General features: G+C 50.9%; 4 protein-coding genes. 1 reads left to right on the top strand and 3 read right to left on the bottom strand.

Features of this window, described 5'->3' with window-relative positions:
- Nucleotides 1-368 precede the first annotated feature (368 nt).
- On the top strand, nucleotides 369-13,622 hold the full coding sequence (locus AB0L18_RS22045) for a hypothetical protein (RefSeq protein ID WP_367389489.1): 13,254 nt from the start codon (nucleotides 369-371) through the stop codon (nucleotides 13,620-13,622).
- A 461-nt stretch (nucleotides 13,623-14,083) separates the two neighbouring features.
- On the opposite strand, the gene AB0L18_RS22040 is transcribed toward AB0L18_RS22045, so the two are convergent.
- From AB0L18_RS22040 to AB0L18_RS22030, 3 genes are read right to left on the bottom strand one after another with little or no spacing between them, the layout of a single operon-like run.
- Nucleotides 14,084-16,090, bottom strand: a complete 2,007-nt coding sequence (locus tag AB0L18_RS22040; RefSeq protein WP_367389488.1) for an HAD-IB family hydrolase — start codon at nucleotides 16,088-16,090, stop codon at nucleotides 14,084-14,086.
- A complete protein-coding gene (locus AB0L18_RS22035) occupies nucleotides 16,087-16,821 on the bottom strand; it encodes an SDR family oxidoreductase (protein WP_367389487.1) in 735 nt (244 codons plus the stop codon). Before AB0L18_RS22035 ends, AB0L18_RS22040 begins: the two co-directional genes overlap by 4 nt.
- Before the next feature lie 4 nt (nucleotides 16,822-16,825).
- On the bottom strand, nucleotides 16,826-18,136 hold the full coding sequence (locus tag AB0L18_RS22030) for an FAD-dependent oxidoreductase (RefSeq protein ID WP_367389486.1): 1,311 nt from the start codon (nucleotides 18,134-18,136) through the stop codon (nucleotides 16,826-16,828).
- Nucleotides 18,137-18,337 lie beyond the last annotated feature (201 nt).

Raw genomic sequence — 18,337 nt, 5'->3', positions numbered from 1 at the left:
TTCCCTCATTCGTAAGTTTGTTGGAAAGCCAGTGGTCTATCAATATTTTAAGTTGACAGAGCATTATGCATAGCGAGTTTTTTCATTGCAAACTACTGGCCACTTATTTGTAAACCCATTATTGTAATTCCATGAATAGTAACTCTACACCTTTAACGGCGACCTCCTCGTGCGTTTTCAGCACCCTCTTTCTACTGTTAGTAGTTAGCTTCGCCACCCCTACAGAAAGCTGGGGGCAGTGCAGTGGTAACACACAATCTGGGGCTTTTTGTACCCGGAGCAATTTTTACTATGGCGAAATTCTTCCCGATCAGGGCTGCGGGGGTTATACAGAAGTTCCGAACTATGGCCCCGGTGAATATTTTCGCATGCCAGTTCTAGCTGGAGGTTGCTATACGATTCAGACCTGTGGTGCCGGGATTGATACCCAAATCGGTTGTTTTGAAGGCACCTTAACCTCTGGCCCCTTTGCCTATAATGATGATAATGGTTCGGTGTGTGTCGGGACTGCTGCTTCGGTCAATTTTGTGCCCACTTTTACGGATTATACCAGAGTTGATGTGCGGCAATACAATTGTCAATCAGGTGGTAGTCAGTCGATAACCGTACGTGTTCGACAAAATAATAACCTCAGTATTACATCTTCTAGCGCAAATATGTGTGAGGGAGAAACCAGAGCCCTCACAGCGGTACCTGTTCGGACTGCGATTACACCGCTTGCTGGATCTGGAAATCAAGGGACTTTTAGCGGTACCGGCGTATCAGGGACTACCTTTACTGCACCTACTCCTGCTGGGAGTAGTGAGATTTATACGATTACTTACAGCTTTGGTTACTGTACCACAACCCAAGATGTTCGGGTCTACCATAACCCATCAATAGCTCTTGCCGGACCAGACCAAAACATCATGGTTAACTCCACCATCCTGGCTGCTAATGCGCCCACCTATGGTGCCGGAACGTGGACCGTGGTTGGGGGATCAGGTAGTTTTGATAACGCCAATAATCCAACTACTACAGTAACAGGCCTAAGTCCTGGTGATAATATATTAAGGTGGACGATCACCAACGGCCCGTGTGCGGCAACATTTGATGAAGTGACGATTACATATAATCCTTGCTCAGTCCCTACGGTCACTTTCACCGCCCCCGCTGATTTGTGTATCAATGCTGGTGTGCAGAATGGTCTTGGCAGTGGCATGCCTGCCGAAGGAACAGCTGTCGGCGATATGGGAGTCTATAGCGGCCCTGGTGTAACCGATGATGGCAATGGCCTGACTTATAGCTTTGATCCTGCGGCAGCAGGGGTAGGTACGCATACGATCACTTACACCTACACACAAGCAGATGGCTGTTTTGACAGCGCCAGTGATGATATTGAAGTATTTGCCATACCAATAGTCACCTTCACTGCTCCTGCCGACTTGTGTCTTGATGCTGGTCTGCAGGCTGGCCTTGGTGGCGGTTCCCCTGTAGGTGGCACCTACAGCGGCCCCGGTGTTACCGATAACGGAAATAATACCTACGACTTTGATCCAACAGCTGCGGGTGCCGGTACCGCTACAATTACCTATGCCTTTACGGATGGTAATGGTTGTAGTTCGAGTGCCAGTGACGATGTAGAAGTCCTTCCTTTACCAACAGTCACCTTTACTGCACCTGCTGATCTGTGTGTCGATGCGGGTATGCAAGTAAGCCTCTCCGGTGGTTCACCCTCACAAGCCACGGGTACACTTGGTGTTTACAGTGGTCCGGGTGTTACCGATGGTGGCAACGGTATGACTTACAGCTTTGATCCTGCAACGGCAGGTGTGGGCACGCATACGCTAACTTATACTTACACGGACGGTAACGGCTGCAGCAGTAGTGCCAGTGACGATATTGAAGTGTTTGCTTCACCAACCGTCAGCTTTACTGCACCTGCTGATCTGTGTATTGATGCTGGCGTGCAGACTGGTCTCGGAGGTGGTACGCCTGCGGGTACGGGCGGCGTTTACAGTGGTCCTGGCGTAACGGATGATGGCAACGGCATGACCTACAGCTTCGATCCTGTGATGGCGGGCGTTGGCACCCATACCATTACTTATACTTACACCAATGGGAATAACTGTTCTGCGAGCGCTAGCGATAACATAGTTGTCTTTGCCTTACCTGCTGTCAGCTTTACTGCACCTGCTGATCTGTGTGTTGATGCTGGTATGCAAGTAAATCTCTCTGGAGGCTCACCTGTGCAGGCTACGGGTACGCTAGGTGTTTACAGTGGTCCTGGCGTTACCGACAATGGCAACGGCATGACTTACAGCTTTGATCCTGCTGCGGCGGGTGTTGGAACACATACGCTGACTTATACCTACACTAATGGGAATAACTGTTCTGCGAGCGCTAGCGATAACATAGTTGTCTTTGCCTTACCTGCTGTCAGCTTTACTGCACCTGCTGATCTATGTGTTGATGCTGGTATGCAAGTAAATCTCTCTGGAGGCTTACCCACACAAGCTTCGGGTACACTTGGTGTTTATAGTGGTCCGGGTGTTACCGATGGTGGCAACGGCATGACTTACAGTTTTGATCCTGCTACTGCTGGTGTGGGTACGCATACGCTAACTTATACTTACACGGACGGTAACGGCTGTAGTAGCAGTGCCAGTGATGATATTGAAGTGTTTGGTTTACCAACAGTGACGTTTACTGCGCCTGCTGATCTATGTATAGATGCGGGAGTACAAGCAGGTCTAGGTGGCGGTATGCCTGCTGGTGCAGGTGGCGTCTATAGTGGCCCCGGTGTTACCGACGATGGTAACGGCTTGACCTATAGTTTTGATCCAACTGCTGCTGGTGTGGATACACATACCATTACTTATACTTACACCAATGGGAATAACTGTTCTGCGAGCGCTAGCGATAACATAGTTGTCTTTGCCTTACCTGCTGTCAGCTTTACTGCACCTGCTGATCTGTGTGTTGATGCTGGTATGCAAGTAAATCTCTCTGGAGGCTCACCTGTGCAGGCTACGGGTACGCTAGGTGTTTACAGTGGTGCTGGTGTTACCGACAATGGCAACGGCATGACTTACAGCTTTGATCCTGCTGCTGCGGGCGTAGGGATACATACCTTGACTTACACCTACACCAATACAAATGGTTGTAGCAATAGTGCCAGTGACGACATTGAAGTCTTTGCCTTACCAGTAGTTGCTTTTACAGCACCTGCTGATCTATGTGTTGATGCCGGGATGCAAGTAAATCTCTCTGGTGGCTTACCCACACAAGCTTCGGGTACACTAGGTGTTTACAGTGGTCCTGGTGTTACCGATGGTGGCAACGGCATGACTTACAACTTTGATCCTGCTGCTGCGGGCGTAGGAACACATACCTTGACTTACACCTACACCAATACAAATGGTTGTAGCAATAGCGCCAGTGACGACATTGAAGTCTTTGCCTTACCTGTTGTTAGCTTTACTGCACCTGCTGATCTGTGTATTGATGCTGGCGTGCAGACTGGTCTCGGAGGTGGTACGCCTGCGGGTACGGGCGGCGTTTACAGTGGTCCTGGCGTAACGGATGATGGTAACGGCATAACCTACAGCTTCGATCCTGTGATGGCGGGTGTTGGTACGCACACTATTACTTATTCTTATACTGATGGGAACGGCTGTACGTCTAGCGCCAGTGACGACATTGAAGTCTTTGCCTTACCTGTTGTTACCTTTACTGCACCTGCTGATCTGTGTGTCGATGCGGGTATGCAAGTAAATCTCTCTGGAGGCTCACCTGTGCAGGCTACGGGTACACTAGGTGTTTACAGTGGTCCTGGCGTTACCGATAATGGCAACGGCATGACTTACAGCTTTGATCCTGCTGCAGCAGGTGTAGGCACGCATACCTTGACTTACACCTACACCAATACAAATGGTTGTAGCAATAGCGCCAGTGATGATATTGAAGTATTTGGTTTACCAACAGTGGCGTTTACTGCACCTGCTGACCTCTGTCTTGATGCTGGCGTACAAGCTGGTCTAGGTGGCGGAAGCCCCGCAGGCGGTGTTTACAGTGGTCCTGGCGTAACGGATGATGGCAACGGCATGACCTACAGTTTTGATCCCGCCGCTGCCGGTATAGGTACGCACACCATTACCTATAATTACACTGACCCTAATGGTTGCTCTGCCGGAATGATCATTAGTGACGATATTGAAGTGTTAGCCTTACCAACGGTGACGTTTACTGCGCCTGCTGATTTATGTATAGATGCGGGAGTACAAACAGGTCTAGGTAGCGGCATGCCTGCTGGTGCAGGTGGTGTTTACAGTGGTCCTGGCGTAACCGACGATGGCAACGGCATGACTTACAGTTTTGATCCTGCCGCTGCAGGCGTGGGTACGCATACGCTAACTTATACTTACACGGACGGTAATGGCTGTAGCAGTAGTACCAGTGATGACATTGAAGTCTTTGCCTTACCAATAGTGACGTTTACTGCACCTGCTGATTTGTGTATAGATGCAGGAGTACAAGCTGGTCTAGGTGGCGGCATACCTGCTGGTGCAGGTGGCGTTTACAGTGGCCCTGGCGTAACGGATGATGGCAACGGCATGACCTACAGTTTTGATCCCGCCGCTGCCGGTGTGGGCATGCATACACTTACTTATACCTACACGGACGGTAACGGCTGTAGCAGCAGTGCCAATGATGATATTGAAGTGTTTGCTTTACCAACAGTGATGTTTACTGCACCTGCTGATTTGTGTATAGATGCAGGAGTACAAGCAGGTCTAGGTGACGGAAACCCTGAAGGCGGTGTTTACAGTGGTCCTGGCGTAACAGATGATGGCAACGGCATGACCTACAGCTTCGACCCCGCTGCCGCAGGTGTGGGCACACACACCATTACCTATGATTACACTGATCCAAATGGTTGCTCTGCTGGAATGATCATTAGTGACGATATTGAAGTCTTTGCCTTACCAACGGTGACGTTTACTGCGCCTGCTGATTTATGTATAGATGCGGGAGTACAAACAGGTCTAGGTAGCGGCATGCCTGCTGGTGCAGGTGGTGTTTACAGTGGTCCTGGCGTAACCGACGATGGTAACGGCATGACCTATAGTTTTGATCCTGCCGCTGCAGGCGTGGGTACGCATACGCTAACTTATACTTACACGGACGGTAATGGCTGTAGCAGTAGTACCAGTGATGACATTGAAGTGTTTGCCTTACCAATAGTAACGTTTACTGCGCCTGCTGACCTCTGTCTTGATGCTGGCGTACAAGCTGGTCTCGGTGGCGGCATGCCTGCTGGTGCAGGTGGCATTTACAGTGGCCCTGGCGTAACGGATGATGGCAACGGCATGACCTACAGTTTTGATCCCGCCGCTGCCGGTGTGGGCATGCATACACTTACTTATACCTATACGGACGGTAACGGCTGTAGCAGCAGTGCCAATGATGATATTGAAGTGTTTGCTTTACCAACAGTGATGTTTACTGCACCTGCTGATTTGTGTATAGATGCAGGAGTACAAGCAGGTCTAGGTGACGGAAACCCTGAAGGCGGTGTTTACAGTGGTCCTGGCGTAACAGATGATGGCAACGGCATGACCTACAGCTTCGACCCCGCCGCCGCAGGTGTTGGCACACACACCATCACCTATGATTACACTGATCCAAATGGTTGCTCTGCCGGAATGATCATTAGTGACGATATTGAAGTGTTTGCCTTACCAACGGTGACGTTTACTGCGCCTGCCGACCTCTGTCTTGATGCTGGCGTACAAGCTGGCCTTGGTGGTGGCACGCCTGCTGGTGCAGGTGGCGTTTACAGTGGCCCTGGCGTAACGGACGATGGTAACGGCATGACCTATAGTTTTGATCCCGCTGTGGCTGGTGCAGGCACGCATACGATTACTTATGATTATGTCGATGGGAATGGTTGTAGTGCTAGTGCTAGCGATGATGTGGTCGTATTTGCCTGTGAATTCGAAATTGTTGACCCTTGTGCATGTCTGGACAATGCGACGATCATTGATCTTGATGCGGGAACAGGTGGCGATGATGGCCAGTTCTCGGAACTGGTCTCTATTGCGAATGCCAGTGGCATGTTACCTTCCGGCCAAAGCTGGACGGTGGTAGGTGCTACAGGTGCCTTTGATGCTTACAATGTTCCACCAGTAGGTACGCAAAGTGCAGGTGTTGCTGTCCCTGGCGATGGCTCGGTAACACTGACCTACAATGTGGGTCTTGGAACTTACGAAATACCCTTCGTGCACGTAGATGCACAAGGCTACACGCTGATGATTGAAGGTCCATTTGCTGTAGGCAATCCTGCCAATACCACCTTCACCATCAGTAACACCTGTCAATACCCCAACCCGGTATTTGATCCAGCCTTGCCATCTACTATCCAAGACGATGATCCGATCATTACCTTTGGCGCAACGGATACCAATGGCAACGGTGCCGATATGGTGACCTTTACTGTTGATGGCATCCCACAGACACAATTCGATCCCGCAGCTTACACCGAAGGTGACCACATTGTCGTGATGACCTTTGATGGTGCGGCCGATGGTAATGGAGGTATTTCTCCCGATGGAGGTATTACCCCCGCTGCACCTGGTTGTGTACAAGAAGTGACGCAAGTCATTGAAGTGATCATCTGTAATGCTCCGGTACTTACTTGCCCGGCCAACAACTTTGGCTTACCTGCAGGTTGTAACCCTGTGGTTCCTGATGCTGCGACGACCTACAACGTGGACGGTGATCCTAATCCAGATCCTGCGCTACCTACTGTATCCGCGGATCCTTGTTTCCCATTGACCTTAACGGCTAACGATGTGATCAGTGATGTCGGTTGTATGCGCACCGTAACACGGACGTACACCATTACGGACGACCGTGGCCAGATGGATCAATGCACCCAAACCTTCACCTTCACCGTGGATACCGAAGATCCGGTCTTTGTGGAAGCACTGCCCATGGATATGACCGTTGAATGTGACGCCGTCCCTGCTGCGGCAGTGCTGACAGCAACCGACAACTGCACGAGCAGCGAAGCGGTCTTGTTTATCAACGAAATTCACTACGATAATGATGGTGGTGATGTGGGCGAGTTCATCGAAGTTGCTGGTACGGCTGGCACGGATTTGAGCGATTGCCAGCTGGTGCTGTACAATGGTTCGAATGGCATGACTTACAATAGCCCGATGACCCTCGCTGGAACTATTGATGATGAAGGCGCAGGCTTTGGTGCTGTATCCTTCTCTTATCCTACCAACGGCTTACAAAACGGTCCCCCCGATGGTGTCGCTCTGGTTTGCGGCGGTGCGGTGGTAGAATTCCTCAGCTATGAAGGCAGCTTTACCGCCGTGGGCGGCCCTGCCGATGGCATGATGAGTACGGATATCGGCACAGAAGCTGGTAATACCCCCATTGGCCAGTCGCTCCAACTCACTGGCTCGGGTTGCCCGGCGGGTGACTTTACCTGGGGTGGCCCGGCAGCTGAGTCTCCCGGCACGATCAACACAGGACAGACCTTTGAACTTTCGGATTGCAACATGGTCAGCAATGTGCTGGTTGAATTTACCGAAGTACGCACCGACGGCACTTGTGCCAACGAGTATACCCTGACCCGGACCTGGACGGCAACCGACGGCTGTGGCAACGATACCGAGCACGTACAGACCATCATGGTAGAAGACAATACGGCTCCCACCTTCGTGGAAGCCCTCCCGGGTGATCTTACCCTTGAATGTGATGAGACCGTTCCGGCTCCAGCGGTTCTTACCGCAACGGACAACTGTGATGTCAGTGGCATTGACCCACTGCTGTGGATCAACGAAATCCACTACGACAACGTCGGTACCGACGAAGGCGAGTTCATCGAAGTAGCTGGTGTTGCTGGCCTTGACTTGATGGACTACGAGTTGGTACTGTACAATGGTGCCAATGGCCTGCTGGATCAGATTTACATGTTGGGTGGTGTGATCGACAACGAAGGCAGTGGCCTTGGTGCATTGTCCTTCCTGATCCCCGGCCTGATGAACGGCTCTCCAGACGGATTTGCATTGGTGCAAATATCTACAGGCACCATTCTGGAATTCTTAAGTTGGGAAGGCAGCTTTACCGCTGTTGATGGTCCCGCAGCTGGAATGACCAGTACGGATGTTGGCGTATCTGAACCCGGCGAAATTGGTGAGTCACTCGAATTGAGTGGCACTGGTTTCAATATGACAGATTTCACCTGGAGTGGTCCGAATGCCGAGTCACCTGGCAGCTTGAACGCTACCCAAACCATTACTGGAAACCTGACGGTAGGTTTCAACGAGGTAATTACCCCTGGTGCTTGTCCTCAGGAAATGACCATTACCCGTACCTGGACCGTGGAAGATGATTGTGGTAATCCGAATAGTCACGTACAAGTGATCACGGTAGAAGACACTACTGCTCCCGAGCCCGTGTGCAACACCATCCGTATCTTCTTATCTGCCAGCGGTCAGTACACGCTGACGCAAGCCGATATTGATGCGATCGCTGCTGGTTCTTCAGACAACTGTGATGTGGACTTTACCTACATGGTCGACCAGACCTTCTTCGATTGTTCAGACATCGATCTAACCATCGGAGCGATTGGCGGCACGGAGGTAGAACTGACGGTCACGGACTGTGCTGGTAACAGCGATGTTTGTACCGCTATTGTAGAAATCGACGATGCTGCTGTTCCTTTCGAATTTGGCTGTATTGCTGATTTGAACGTGACGCTGGGTGCTAACTGTGCCGCAACCATCACCCCTGACATGGTAGTGACGGGCTTCGACGACTGTATCGACAGCTACAACCTGATGGTCGATGGTTTGGATTCTGATCAGGCGGTTGGCTGTGGTGAGCACACCTACATGATCGAGCTGATCGAAGACGGAGAAATCGTCTACACCTGTTGGGGCAGTCTCTTCGCCGAAGACAAGACCGATCCTGTTGTTACCTGCCCTGCCAACACGAGCAGTGTGACGATGGATTACGAAGCTCACCAGGCAAGCGGTAACCTGAATGCAGCTGATGCTACCTTGAACTTCAACGACAACAGCTGTTTGAACCAGGGCTTCCTGGCCGACGGCGTACACAACTACGATGTGATTACGTTCACGACGCCAGACTTTGCACTACCGGTTGATGTGTATACCTTCCTGGTGGATACGGATTGGGGCGATGGAAGCTTGTTCCTGTTCCAGGGTGGTTTCGATCCTGCGTCACCTTGTGAGAATATCCTCGGTTCCTCCGATGATGGTTTCGTCCCTGGTGGCAACCCCTTTGATCCTACCCTTCGTTTGAGCTTGCCTTTACAGCCGAACACAAGCTATACGCTGGTGCTGACGAACTGGTTGACAACTCAATTCGGCGACTGGACGGTTACGATCTATTCGGACAACAACACCGGTGTAACGGGTGCAGACTTCACGCCAGTAGCATTAACCCAAACTCGTGACCTGGTCTGTAACGACATCGACTTCATCCACTTTGAGACGCCTCAAAGCTGGATTGCCAGTGCAGATGGTACACTTGACTTCACGGCTACGCGCAACACCTTCTTCGGTGGAAGCACGGCTGCTTTGAACGCCTTCATCGCCAAGGTGAACCTGACTGGTTTCCCGGTAGTTAGCGACAACTGTGGCCCCGTACTGGTGACCTTGTCGGATGTTACCGACAGTGATGGTGACTGTGGCGACGAGCGCATTACGCGTACGTTCACGGTAGCCGATCGCTACGACGGCGTATGTATCGGCGCACCACGCACCGTAACTTGTGACCAGGTGATCACCTTCCGCAAGCCTACAATTGGAGACATTGTATTCCCTCCGTTTGTGGTGCCGATTGAATGTGATGAAGACTATGCCACGGATGCCAATGGCAACCCACACCCATCCACCTCTGGTTATCCGTGGATACGTACAGCCTTTGGCTTCTACGATCTGGATCAGATCTACTGCAACATCGGCGCGTCTTACTCGGATGAGCCAAGGATTACGGTGTGTGAAGGCACTTACAAGCTGCGTCGCGAGTGGAACATCATCGACTGGTGTAACCCCGGAGGCTCTGGTACGCTGAACCAGCTGATCAAAGTCGGTGACTTCACCGGCCCCGTATTGACCGGTGTAGCCCCAACGCTGACGATCTCTACCTCTCCCTTGAGCTGTGTAGCGAACGTCCTGATCCCGACGCCAACGATCACCGATGGCAACGGCTGTTCAGATGTACATACGACAACCTACACCATCCTGGCCAACGGTGAGAGCTTCTTCGCTGGCGGTAACATCGCCGATAACGATGTGGTAGGTGTACCCGTAGGTACCCACACGCTGATCCTTTGTGCGGAAGATGCTTGTGGCAACGAGACCTGCGAGGAATACACGCTGATCATCCGCGACGAGATCGAACCTACCGCCAGCTGTGACGACGACCTCAACGTATCCATCGGTGGTGGTGATGTGCTCAACGGTATCGAAGGTATCGCGCGCATCTTTGCCACCGCGGTCGACGAAGGTTCTTCGGACAACTGTGGGGAAGTAACGCTGGAAGTCCGCCGTAACTACTGGCGCAACGAAACCTGTGATCCTAGCGAAAACCGCTGGAGCCCATGGGGAGAGTATGTCGACTTCTACTGCTGCGATATCAACAACGAAATTACGATTGAACTACGGGTAACGGACGAGTCTGGCAACCAGAACATCTGCTGGATGACCATCGTACCTGAAGATAAACTGAACCCTTACTGCTACGCACCAGCACCAGTGAATCTGAGCTGCAACGACCTTCCGCTGGCCTTCCCTGGAGACATCCAGACGGCTTACGACGAAGACTTCGCTGCGACCTCGATCATGATGAGCTCGATCTTCGGCGGTGCTACGGGTACGGACAACTGTGCGGTGGATACCATCGTAGAGCGCACGCCAAACATCCAGGTGAACGACTGTGGCTGGGGAACCATCACGCGTCGTTTCGAAGCCTGGCAGCTGCGCCCCGAGGGCGATGCCAATGGCAACGGTGCGATCGACATCAACGAAGTGTTCCGCTCGACGAACAGTTGTAGCCAGCTGATCACGATCACGGAAGTCCACGACTTTACCATCGACTTCCCTGAAGATGTGGCCGCTGACTGTGGCGATCCGGAAGTACCGACGATCATCACCACCACCGCTGGTTGTGATGTGCTGAGTGTGAACATCGGCGATCCGGTCTTCTTTACCGCCAACGGCGATGCATGCTACAAGTACTCGATCACCTACGATGTCATCAACTGGTGCGTGTGGGATGGCGAATACACTGGCTACGTACTTCCTCGTATGACGGAAGATGACGGTGAGGCGCTGCCGATTGACCGTGCCGTAGAAGGTAATGAGCGTCCGGTAGTAAGCTACAACAGTACCGATGGATTATGTATTGATCGTCGTCACAATGACCGCGATGGAGACTCTAACTTATCGGATTGTGATAGCCCACAACTGCCAAACTACGGTCGCTACATCTACACGCAATACGTGAAGGTGTACGACACCACGGCCCCAGTCGTAACTGTAGGCGAATACGGTGGCCCAACAGCCAACTGTCCTAACCTGTTGCCTGGTCAGTTTGGTGATGACGACGGTGATTGTCAGGAAGCAGTCAGCATTCCATTCAGCGTAGCTGATGAGTGTGAACTGTTTGACCTGGACGGTGTGCTGGTGGTCAACATCGTATCTGCCCAGCTGGATGCCTTCGCCGTAGACGCTAACGGCGACGGTGACATCAAGTCGAACGAGTTTGTAGCTGATGCCAACGTACTGAGCAATATCACCAGCAATGGTGACGGCACTTACCTGTTCACAGGAACGTTCCCGATCATTACCTCGGCGATGGGCGATAACATCTACCACGCGGTACGCATCCTGTTTGAGGATGGCTGTGGCAACCAGACCAGCGAGACCATCGTCTTCGATGTGATCGACTGCAAAGGCCCTGCCCCAGTTTGTATCAACGGCCTGACGGTAACGCTGATGCCAACACCTGAGGGTGAAGGTTGTGCGATGGCGATCTGGGCAGCGGACTTTGAAGGTTCCCCAATCAGTGACTGTACAGGTCAGGGACCTGAACTCTTCGGCGGTCTGCCACGGGTGACGAAGTATGCGATCTACCGCGCAGCGGATGTGGAAGCTGATCCAAACTTTGTCCCAAGCCCCGATGATATTGGATTGGTACTGACGGATGCGGATGAGCAGACTACGGTGGTTTACGTGTACGCCTTTGACGAAGAAGGCAACTACGACTACTGTGAGACTTATGTCCTGGTACAACTGCACGCTACGTGTAGCGGTGATGAAACCGGCACGATTGCAGGTATCATCATGACGGAAGGTAACGAAGCGGTAGAAGGCGTGGAAGTGAGCATCAATGGCGGCATGACCGCTACGATGACCACGAATACGAATGGTACCTACAGCTTCAGCAACCTGGCACTGGGAGGTGACTACTCAGTAACACCGTACCTGAATGCCAACCCGCTGAACGGAGTGACGACCTTCGATATCGTGAAGATCTCCAAGCACATCCTCAACGTGGAGCCACTCGTTGGGCCTTACAAGCGCATTGCGGCGGATGCCAACCGTAGTGGAACGATTACGACGCTGGATTTGATCCAGATTCGTAAGCTGATCCTTAACGTGATCACGGCGTTCCCCAACAATACGAGCTGGCGCTTTGTGGATGCGAACTACGAGTTCCCGGAAAGTACGAACCCCTGGTTCGAAACCTTCCCAGAGTTGATCAACGAGAACAATCTCCCGGGAGATGTGCTGGATGCGGACTTCGTGGGTGTGAAGATCGGTGATGTGAACGGCAGTGCCCAAGCCAATGCTTTGGCCGGCGATGATCGTACCTTGAAGGGCATCTTCCACCTCCAAGCGGAAGACATTGACCTGAAGGCAGGCAATACCTACACCGTAGCCATGACGGCGGAGAACCTCAGCCAGATCGAAGGCTACCAGGGTACCCTACAACTAAGTGGAGTAGAACTGGTGGACATCGAATACGGACAGGCACAAGCAGAAAACTTCGGCCTGCGTTTCGTAGACGAAGGCACCATCACCATGAGCTGGAATCACAACGGTGGCGGTACTACAACCGATGTCCTATTCAGCCTGGTACTACGAGCAAGTGAAGACCAGCCCCTGCGAGAAGCGCTGAGCATCTCTAGCCGTTATACGGCTGCGGAGGCTTACCCTTCTGTCCTTACGGACATCTCCCCTGAGAGGGGAGAACAGGTGTTTGACCTGGGGATTGAATTCACCAATGGTTGGAATGCTGCTGCGGAGTTTGAATTGTACCAGAACACGCCGAACCCTTTTGCAGCGGCAACCCTGATTGGGTTTAACCTGCCTGCCGTTCAGGCAGGCCTGCCAGAGGATGCAACGGTAACAGTAACGATCAACGACGCCAGCGGACGGGTACTGACGATCATCAAAGGTGATTACGCTGCTGGTTACAATACGATCAACTTGACCAAGGAGATGATCCAAGGTGCTACGGGCGTACTGAGTTACACGGTAACGACGGACAATCATACAGCGACCAAGCAGATGATTGTAGTGGATTAATAGTTTGCTGGTTTGATCGTTGGATGATTTGACCTTGAAAATAGAAAGCGGCAGTTCCTGGAGATGGGAGCTGCCGCTTTTGTTTTTTCAGCACCTAAGGAGACTGTGCAAAACGGAATTTTGCGAGCACAGCGACGTAGGCACAGCCGACGTCGAACGTAGGGGATTATTTGAATGAAGCATATGAGGGATAATAAGGGAATTTAAGGGGGGATTAGAGGGGTGATGCTAAACCAAAAGATTGGTTAACTGGTCTTTTGGTAGACGCTTTTTGCTAAAAGGTGGGGATGCTGCCAAAAACGAGTGCCCGGACAAGGGGTAGTAGCGGTATGTGCACGGGGACAAGCATGGGGGGAGTTGGTCGTGCGCATAAGAGCGGATGACCCGGTGGCCAGCCCGATGTTGTAATAGCTGCCGTTGGGATCATCTTGCCAGGGCTGGGCATGGCCCCAAATACTTCATCAAATAGTGGCCATTGACTTATGGGTTTGGAGATAAGTCAACACAGTGAGGAGGCCCCAAAAGAGGGCGGCGACCTTGTCGTAATGGAGGAAGTTGTTGAAGAGGCCGTGGATGAAATAGGTAAGGAGACTAAAGCAGATACCGAGACTGAGGGTGCTTTGCCAGCTGGATGGTGAGCTGTGGTTGATCTGCGTGACGGTCCAGAGAACAGCAAAAAGGAGGGCTATCCAGAGCAACAGTGCGGGTAAGCCCGCTTCTGCAAGCAACTGAAAATATTCGGAATGTGCACCACCTCCCATACCTGCCCGATGTTTGCCGGGACTGGTGACACTGAGGCGTGTCATTTCTTCATGGCGTTGATACTTGAGATAGGCGAACTGGAAAGTACCAATACCAAATCCAGTAACAGGACGATCCTGGAACATGCGCCAGGCACAACTGTAGCGATTGAGTCGCTCTAAATTGGAAACGTCTGTGGTAAGGTTGGTCACAGAAGAGAGATGCTCCCATTGGTTATCAGTCCTGCCTGTATTTTTATTGTTGCCCATTTTTGATATAAGGTAAGGGCCAGTGAGTAGTAGGCCGAGCATTAAGACAATAAAAGTGTATACTATAGTTTTGAATCTTGGTCGGAATAGCATAATAACGGCTACAAGTACAAGACTCATAAGGCAGCTTAGCCAGGCAGCTCGCGAAAAGGAGAGGTAGATGCCGACAGTAAATAAGCCACTGAGTACAAGCCACAACCAATGGTAAGGGAAGCTGCCCTGTGTTTTGTGGAAGTAGGAAATAATAAAAAGACCAAAAACAGGGCCTAGCAAAAGGAGTAAACAACTACTGTACAAGCCATGGTCAAAATAGAAGGGACGAGCAGTAAGGACGGAAGCGTCGATCCGGAAATCGTATTGTGCGTGTACTGTCCAGGCAAAAAGAAGGATGAACAAAAAGCTTGCGGCGTACTGCTGAACGAATCGTAATAAAGCCTTAGGTCGTTGATCAAACAAGAGGGGTAAACCATGATAAAAGACCCACCAATGCAGGAAGGTAACGAGGAAGTACTTGGCACTCACCAAAGGAAGCGTAGTAAATATTGTGATAACAAATAACCATAATAACATCAATATAGTTACAATGCTGATTGGCTGGCGATAAAAAGTGCGACTCCACCAGCCTTGCGTGAAGAACCACATAGCGAGTAAAATACTGATAAGGATAAGGAGCGGCTCGCTAGGTACATTGACTTGGTGTTGGTAGAAATCAACGGGTACCGAAAAAGGTAAACTGAGAAACAAGGCCAGGTAGGCGTAGCGAATAGCGCGGTAGAGTAGGGGAGCGCCAGATTGAGATCCGCCAGAATGTCCACAGCTGTGCGAGCTAAAGCCCGCGCAACCTGTTAAGCTAGAGGTAAGTGGCAGGGTAGAAATATGGTCGCATTCCTTGAGAAACGCTTGATCGGAAGTACGATCTCCGTAGCCATAGACTTCGGAAGAGGGGGCGTTCGAAAGAACCGAAGCGATTCGTTTTCTCTTTTCTTCACCATAGCAATTCTCTCCTTGGAGGTTGCCGGTATAGCGTCCGTTTTGGGTCTCGAAAGTGGTGGCAATGATTTCGAAATGATTGGCGTCACACCAAGGTTTTAACCAAATAGCGGAGGAAGCTGTAAGAATGATGATACGGTGGCCTTGTTGTTGATGCCATTGAAGTTGTTGTCGGGCACCAGCATAAATCAAGGCAGGAAGTTTTTGTTCGCAGAATTGCTTCCCTTGTTGTGCTAATTCCTCTTCTGTTTTTCCGGCGTAGAAGTGTGTGAAGATTTTTTCTTTAATAAGATCGTTTGGATAGCGTCCTAGTAGGTACAAGATCAAGTAGGGCAAATGAAGTAGAAAGCCCCAGAAAAACCGCCAGCTGCCATGCGTATGACGGATAAAAGCCAAAAAGGAATCTCGATCACTAATAGTGCCATCGAAATCAAATACAGCAAGGACTGGTGACTTGGCCTCACTCATAAAGAAAGGCGTTGAAAGATGACTTCAGGAATATGGCGGATGATGAACATGATAAGACGCCATATTGACATGGAATAAACCTCTGACTTTTGCTTTTTATAAGCCTGGTAGATGGCATTGGCAACCAAGGCTGGTGTAGCCGTAAGAAAACCAGGAGTGGGCAGGTCGCCAATCATTTTGGTATGAACAAAACCCGGGATAATAGTGATGACCTTAACCCCCATAGGCCGTAAATACTGCCGAAGACCACTTAGATAAGCGGTAAACCCGGCCTTGGCACTGCCGTAATGGTAATTGCTTGCTCGCCCTCGTTCTCCGGCAACGGAAGAAATTCCTATGATAGTTCCTGCTTTTTTTTGCATCATATCGGCCGCAACAATATCTAGTATCGTGATTAGGCCAGTATAATTGGCCTTGACAATGCGGCTGACTTCTGCCTGATCTGTACGGGCTTTTTTCGGATCACCAAGATAACCGATGGCGGTAAGGACAACATCGGGTTTGTTGGAGAGCTGCTCGTAGAAAGAGGAATGTTCAGCCAGGTTTTCAGCATCAAATAGAAGCGTGCTTACTTGGATATTAAAGCGAATACGCAAGTCAGCGGCAAGGAATTGCTGCTCCTCATCGACGGAACGTGTAGCCAATAGAAGGTCAAAACCTTCGGCCGCAAAACGGTAGGCACAGGCTTTGCCAATGTCTGAATTGGATCCAAGTAGCAGTAAAGTAGGCATATCGTTACAGGTCAAATAATCGCTCTGATTGCAAAGATCGGAATATCTCAGGAGAATGCAGAACGGCCTCGGGATACATCTTACGGAAGGCAGCGGCCGGGAGCCTGGCATCTTTGGTGAGGTAGATACGGCCGCTATGCTGGATCACTATCTCGTCGAGCCGGTGAAACAAGTCGAGTACCTGAGGACTGTACTTGAAGTCAATGGCCAGTGAGTAACCCGGCATTGGAAAGTCGGTAGCTGCTGCGTGAGGGCTGCGTTCTCCCATTCTTTTGAGAACCACCAAATAAGGGCTAATCCGTGCAGCGTGTACAGTCGCTAATATTGCTGTAATCCCGGTAGCGGAAGCAGAAAACGGCAAAACAAATTGGTATTGCAGAAGACCTTTCTTACCATACAGGTTATTCCAATGCTTGATCGCATCCAGGGGAAAGAAAAAGGAAGCATAATGCTTGGTTTGGCTCACGGGCTTCCGGTTGTTCCAACGATAGAAAGCGTTGTTTAAGCGCAGTATAAGGGGCTGCAACAGCCATGAGGGTATAAAACGCGGAATGTTTAGTTTAGCGGTAGGATGAACCAGGAGCGGATCAGGAAAAGCCTTGGCCGCTAGCTCCTCCTTGGAGCATGGTCTACCAGTATGAAGCACGCCCCGTCCGAGTTGTTTGCCTCCTGCCAGGCCATCGATCCAGGCAACCAGGTAAGGCGCTGACTGGTGTTGCTCGAAAAGCTCGATAAGGTGGAGTAGGGAAGTGGCTGGGTAAGATTGCTGCTGGTAATAAGCGGTCTCGATCCTGGATAATTGCAGCGTGGCTTCCAAAACAATACCTGTAGTACCCATGCCGCCAATAGTGGCCTTGAAGAGCGCCTCGTTCTCTGCGGTGGAACAAAGCAGGATTTGCCCGTCAGCAGTGAGCAGCTTGAGCGATTTTACATAGCGCCCGAAAGCCCCCGCGTGATGGTGGTTTTTGCCGTGTACATTGGCAGCAATAGCTCCACCAATGGTGATCAATCGCGTGCCAGGCACCACCGGAAGAAAAAGCCCCTTAGGGACGATCACCGACAAGAGGTCTTCCAGCAACACCCCCGCCTGTAGGCGAATAATCGCATCCTCCTCGTTCAGCTGCAAAAGCTTGTTGAGTTGAAGGGTAGAGAACACCCTCCGCTGAAGCGCACTGTCGCCATAGCAACGGCCATTGCCGCGTGGGATGAGTACCTGCCCGCTGAGCTGCTCCAATGCGGATATTGCTTCCTGGTAAGAGCTGAGTGGGTATAGTCTAGCATCGGTAAACGGGTATTTCCCCCAGTTGTGAAGCATTAATCAGATGTTAAAATTAATTACTCATTTAAAATTTTCTCTCTATTGTAAACCTATCTTACATATTCAAAAACTAATAAAAACAAGGCAAATTCTGTAGATTTTTAATGGTTCCCTGTCATTTATGGCGAGGACAACACATTCGCCCTAAAGAGACGAAGAACCTTCATTATAAAAATTCGTTTCCCTGCCTTCTCGGCT

It is taken from the genome of Lewinella sp. LCG006 (assembly GCF_040784935.1).
Classification (GTDB): Bacteria; Bacteroidota; Bacteroidia; order Chitinophagales; family Saprospiraceae; genus Lewinella.
This window is presented reverse-complemented; position numbering and strand designations above follow the sequence as displayed.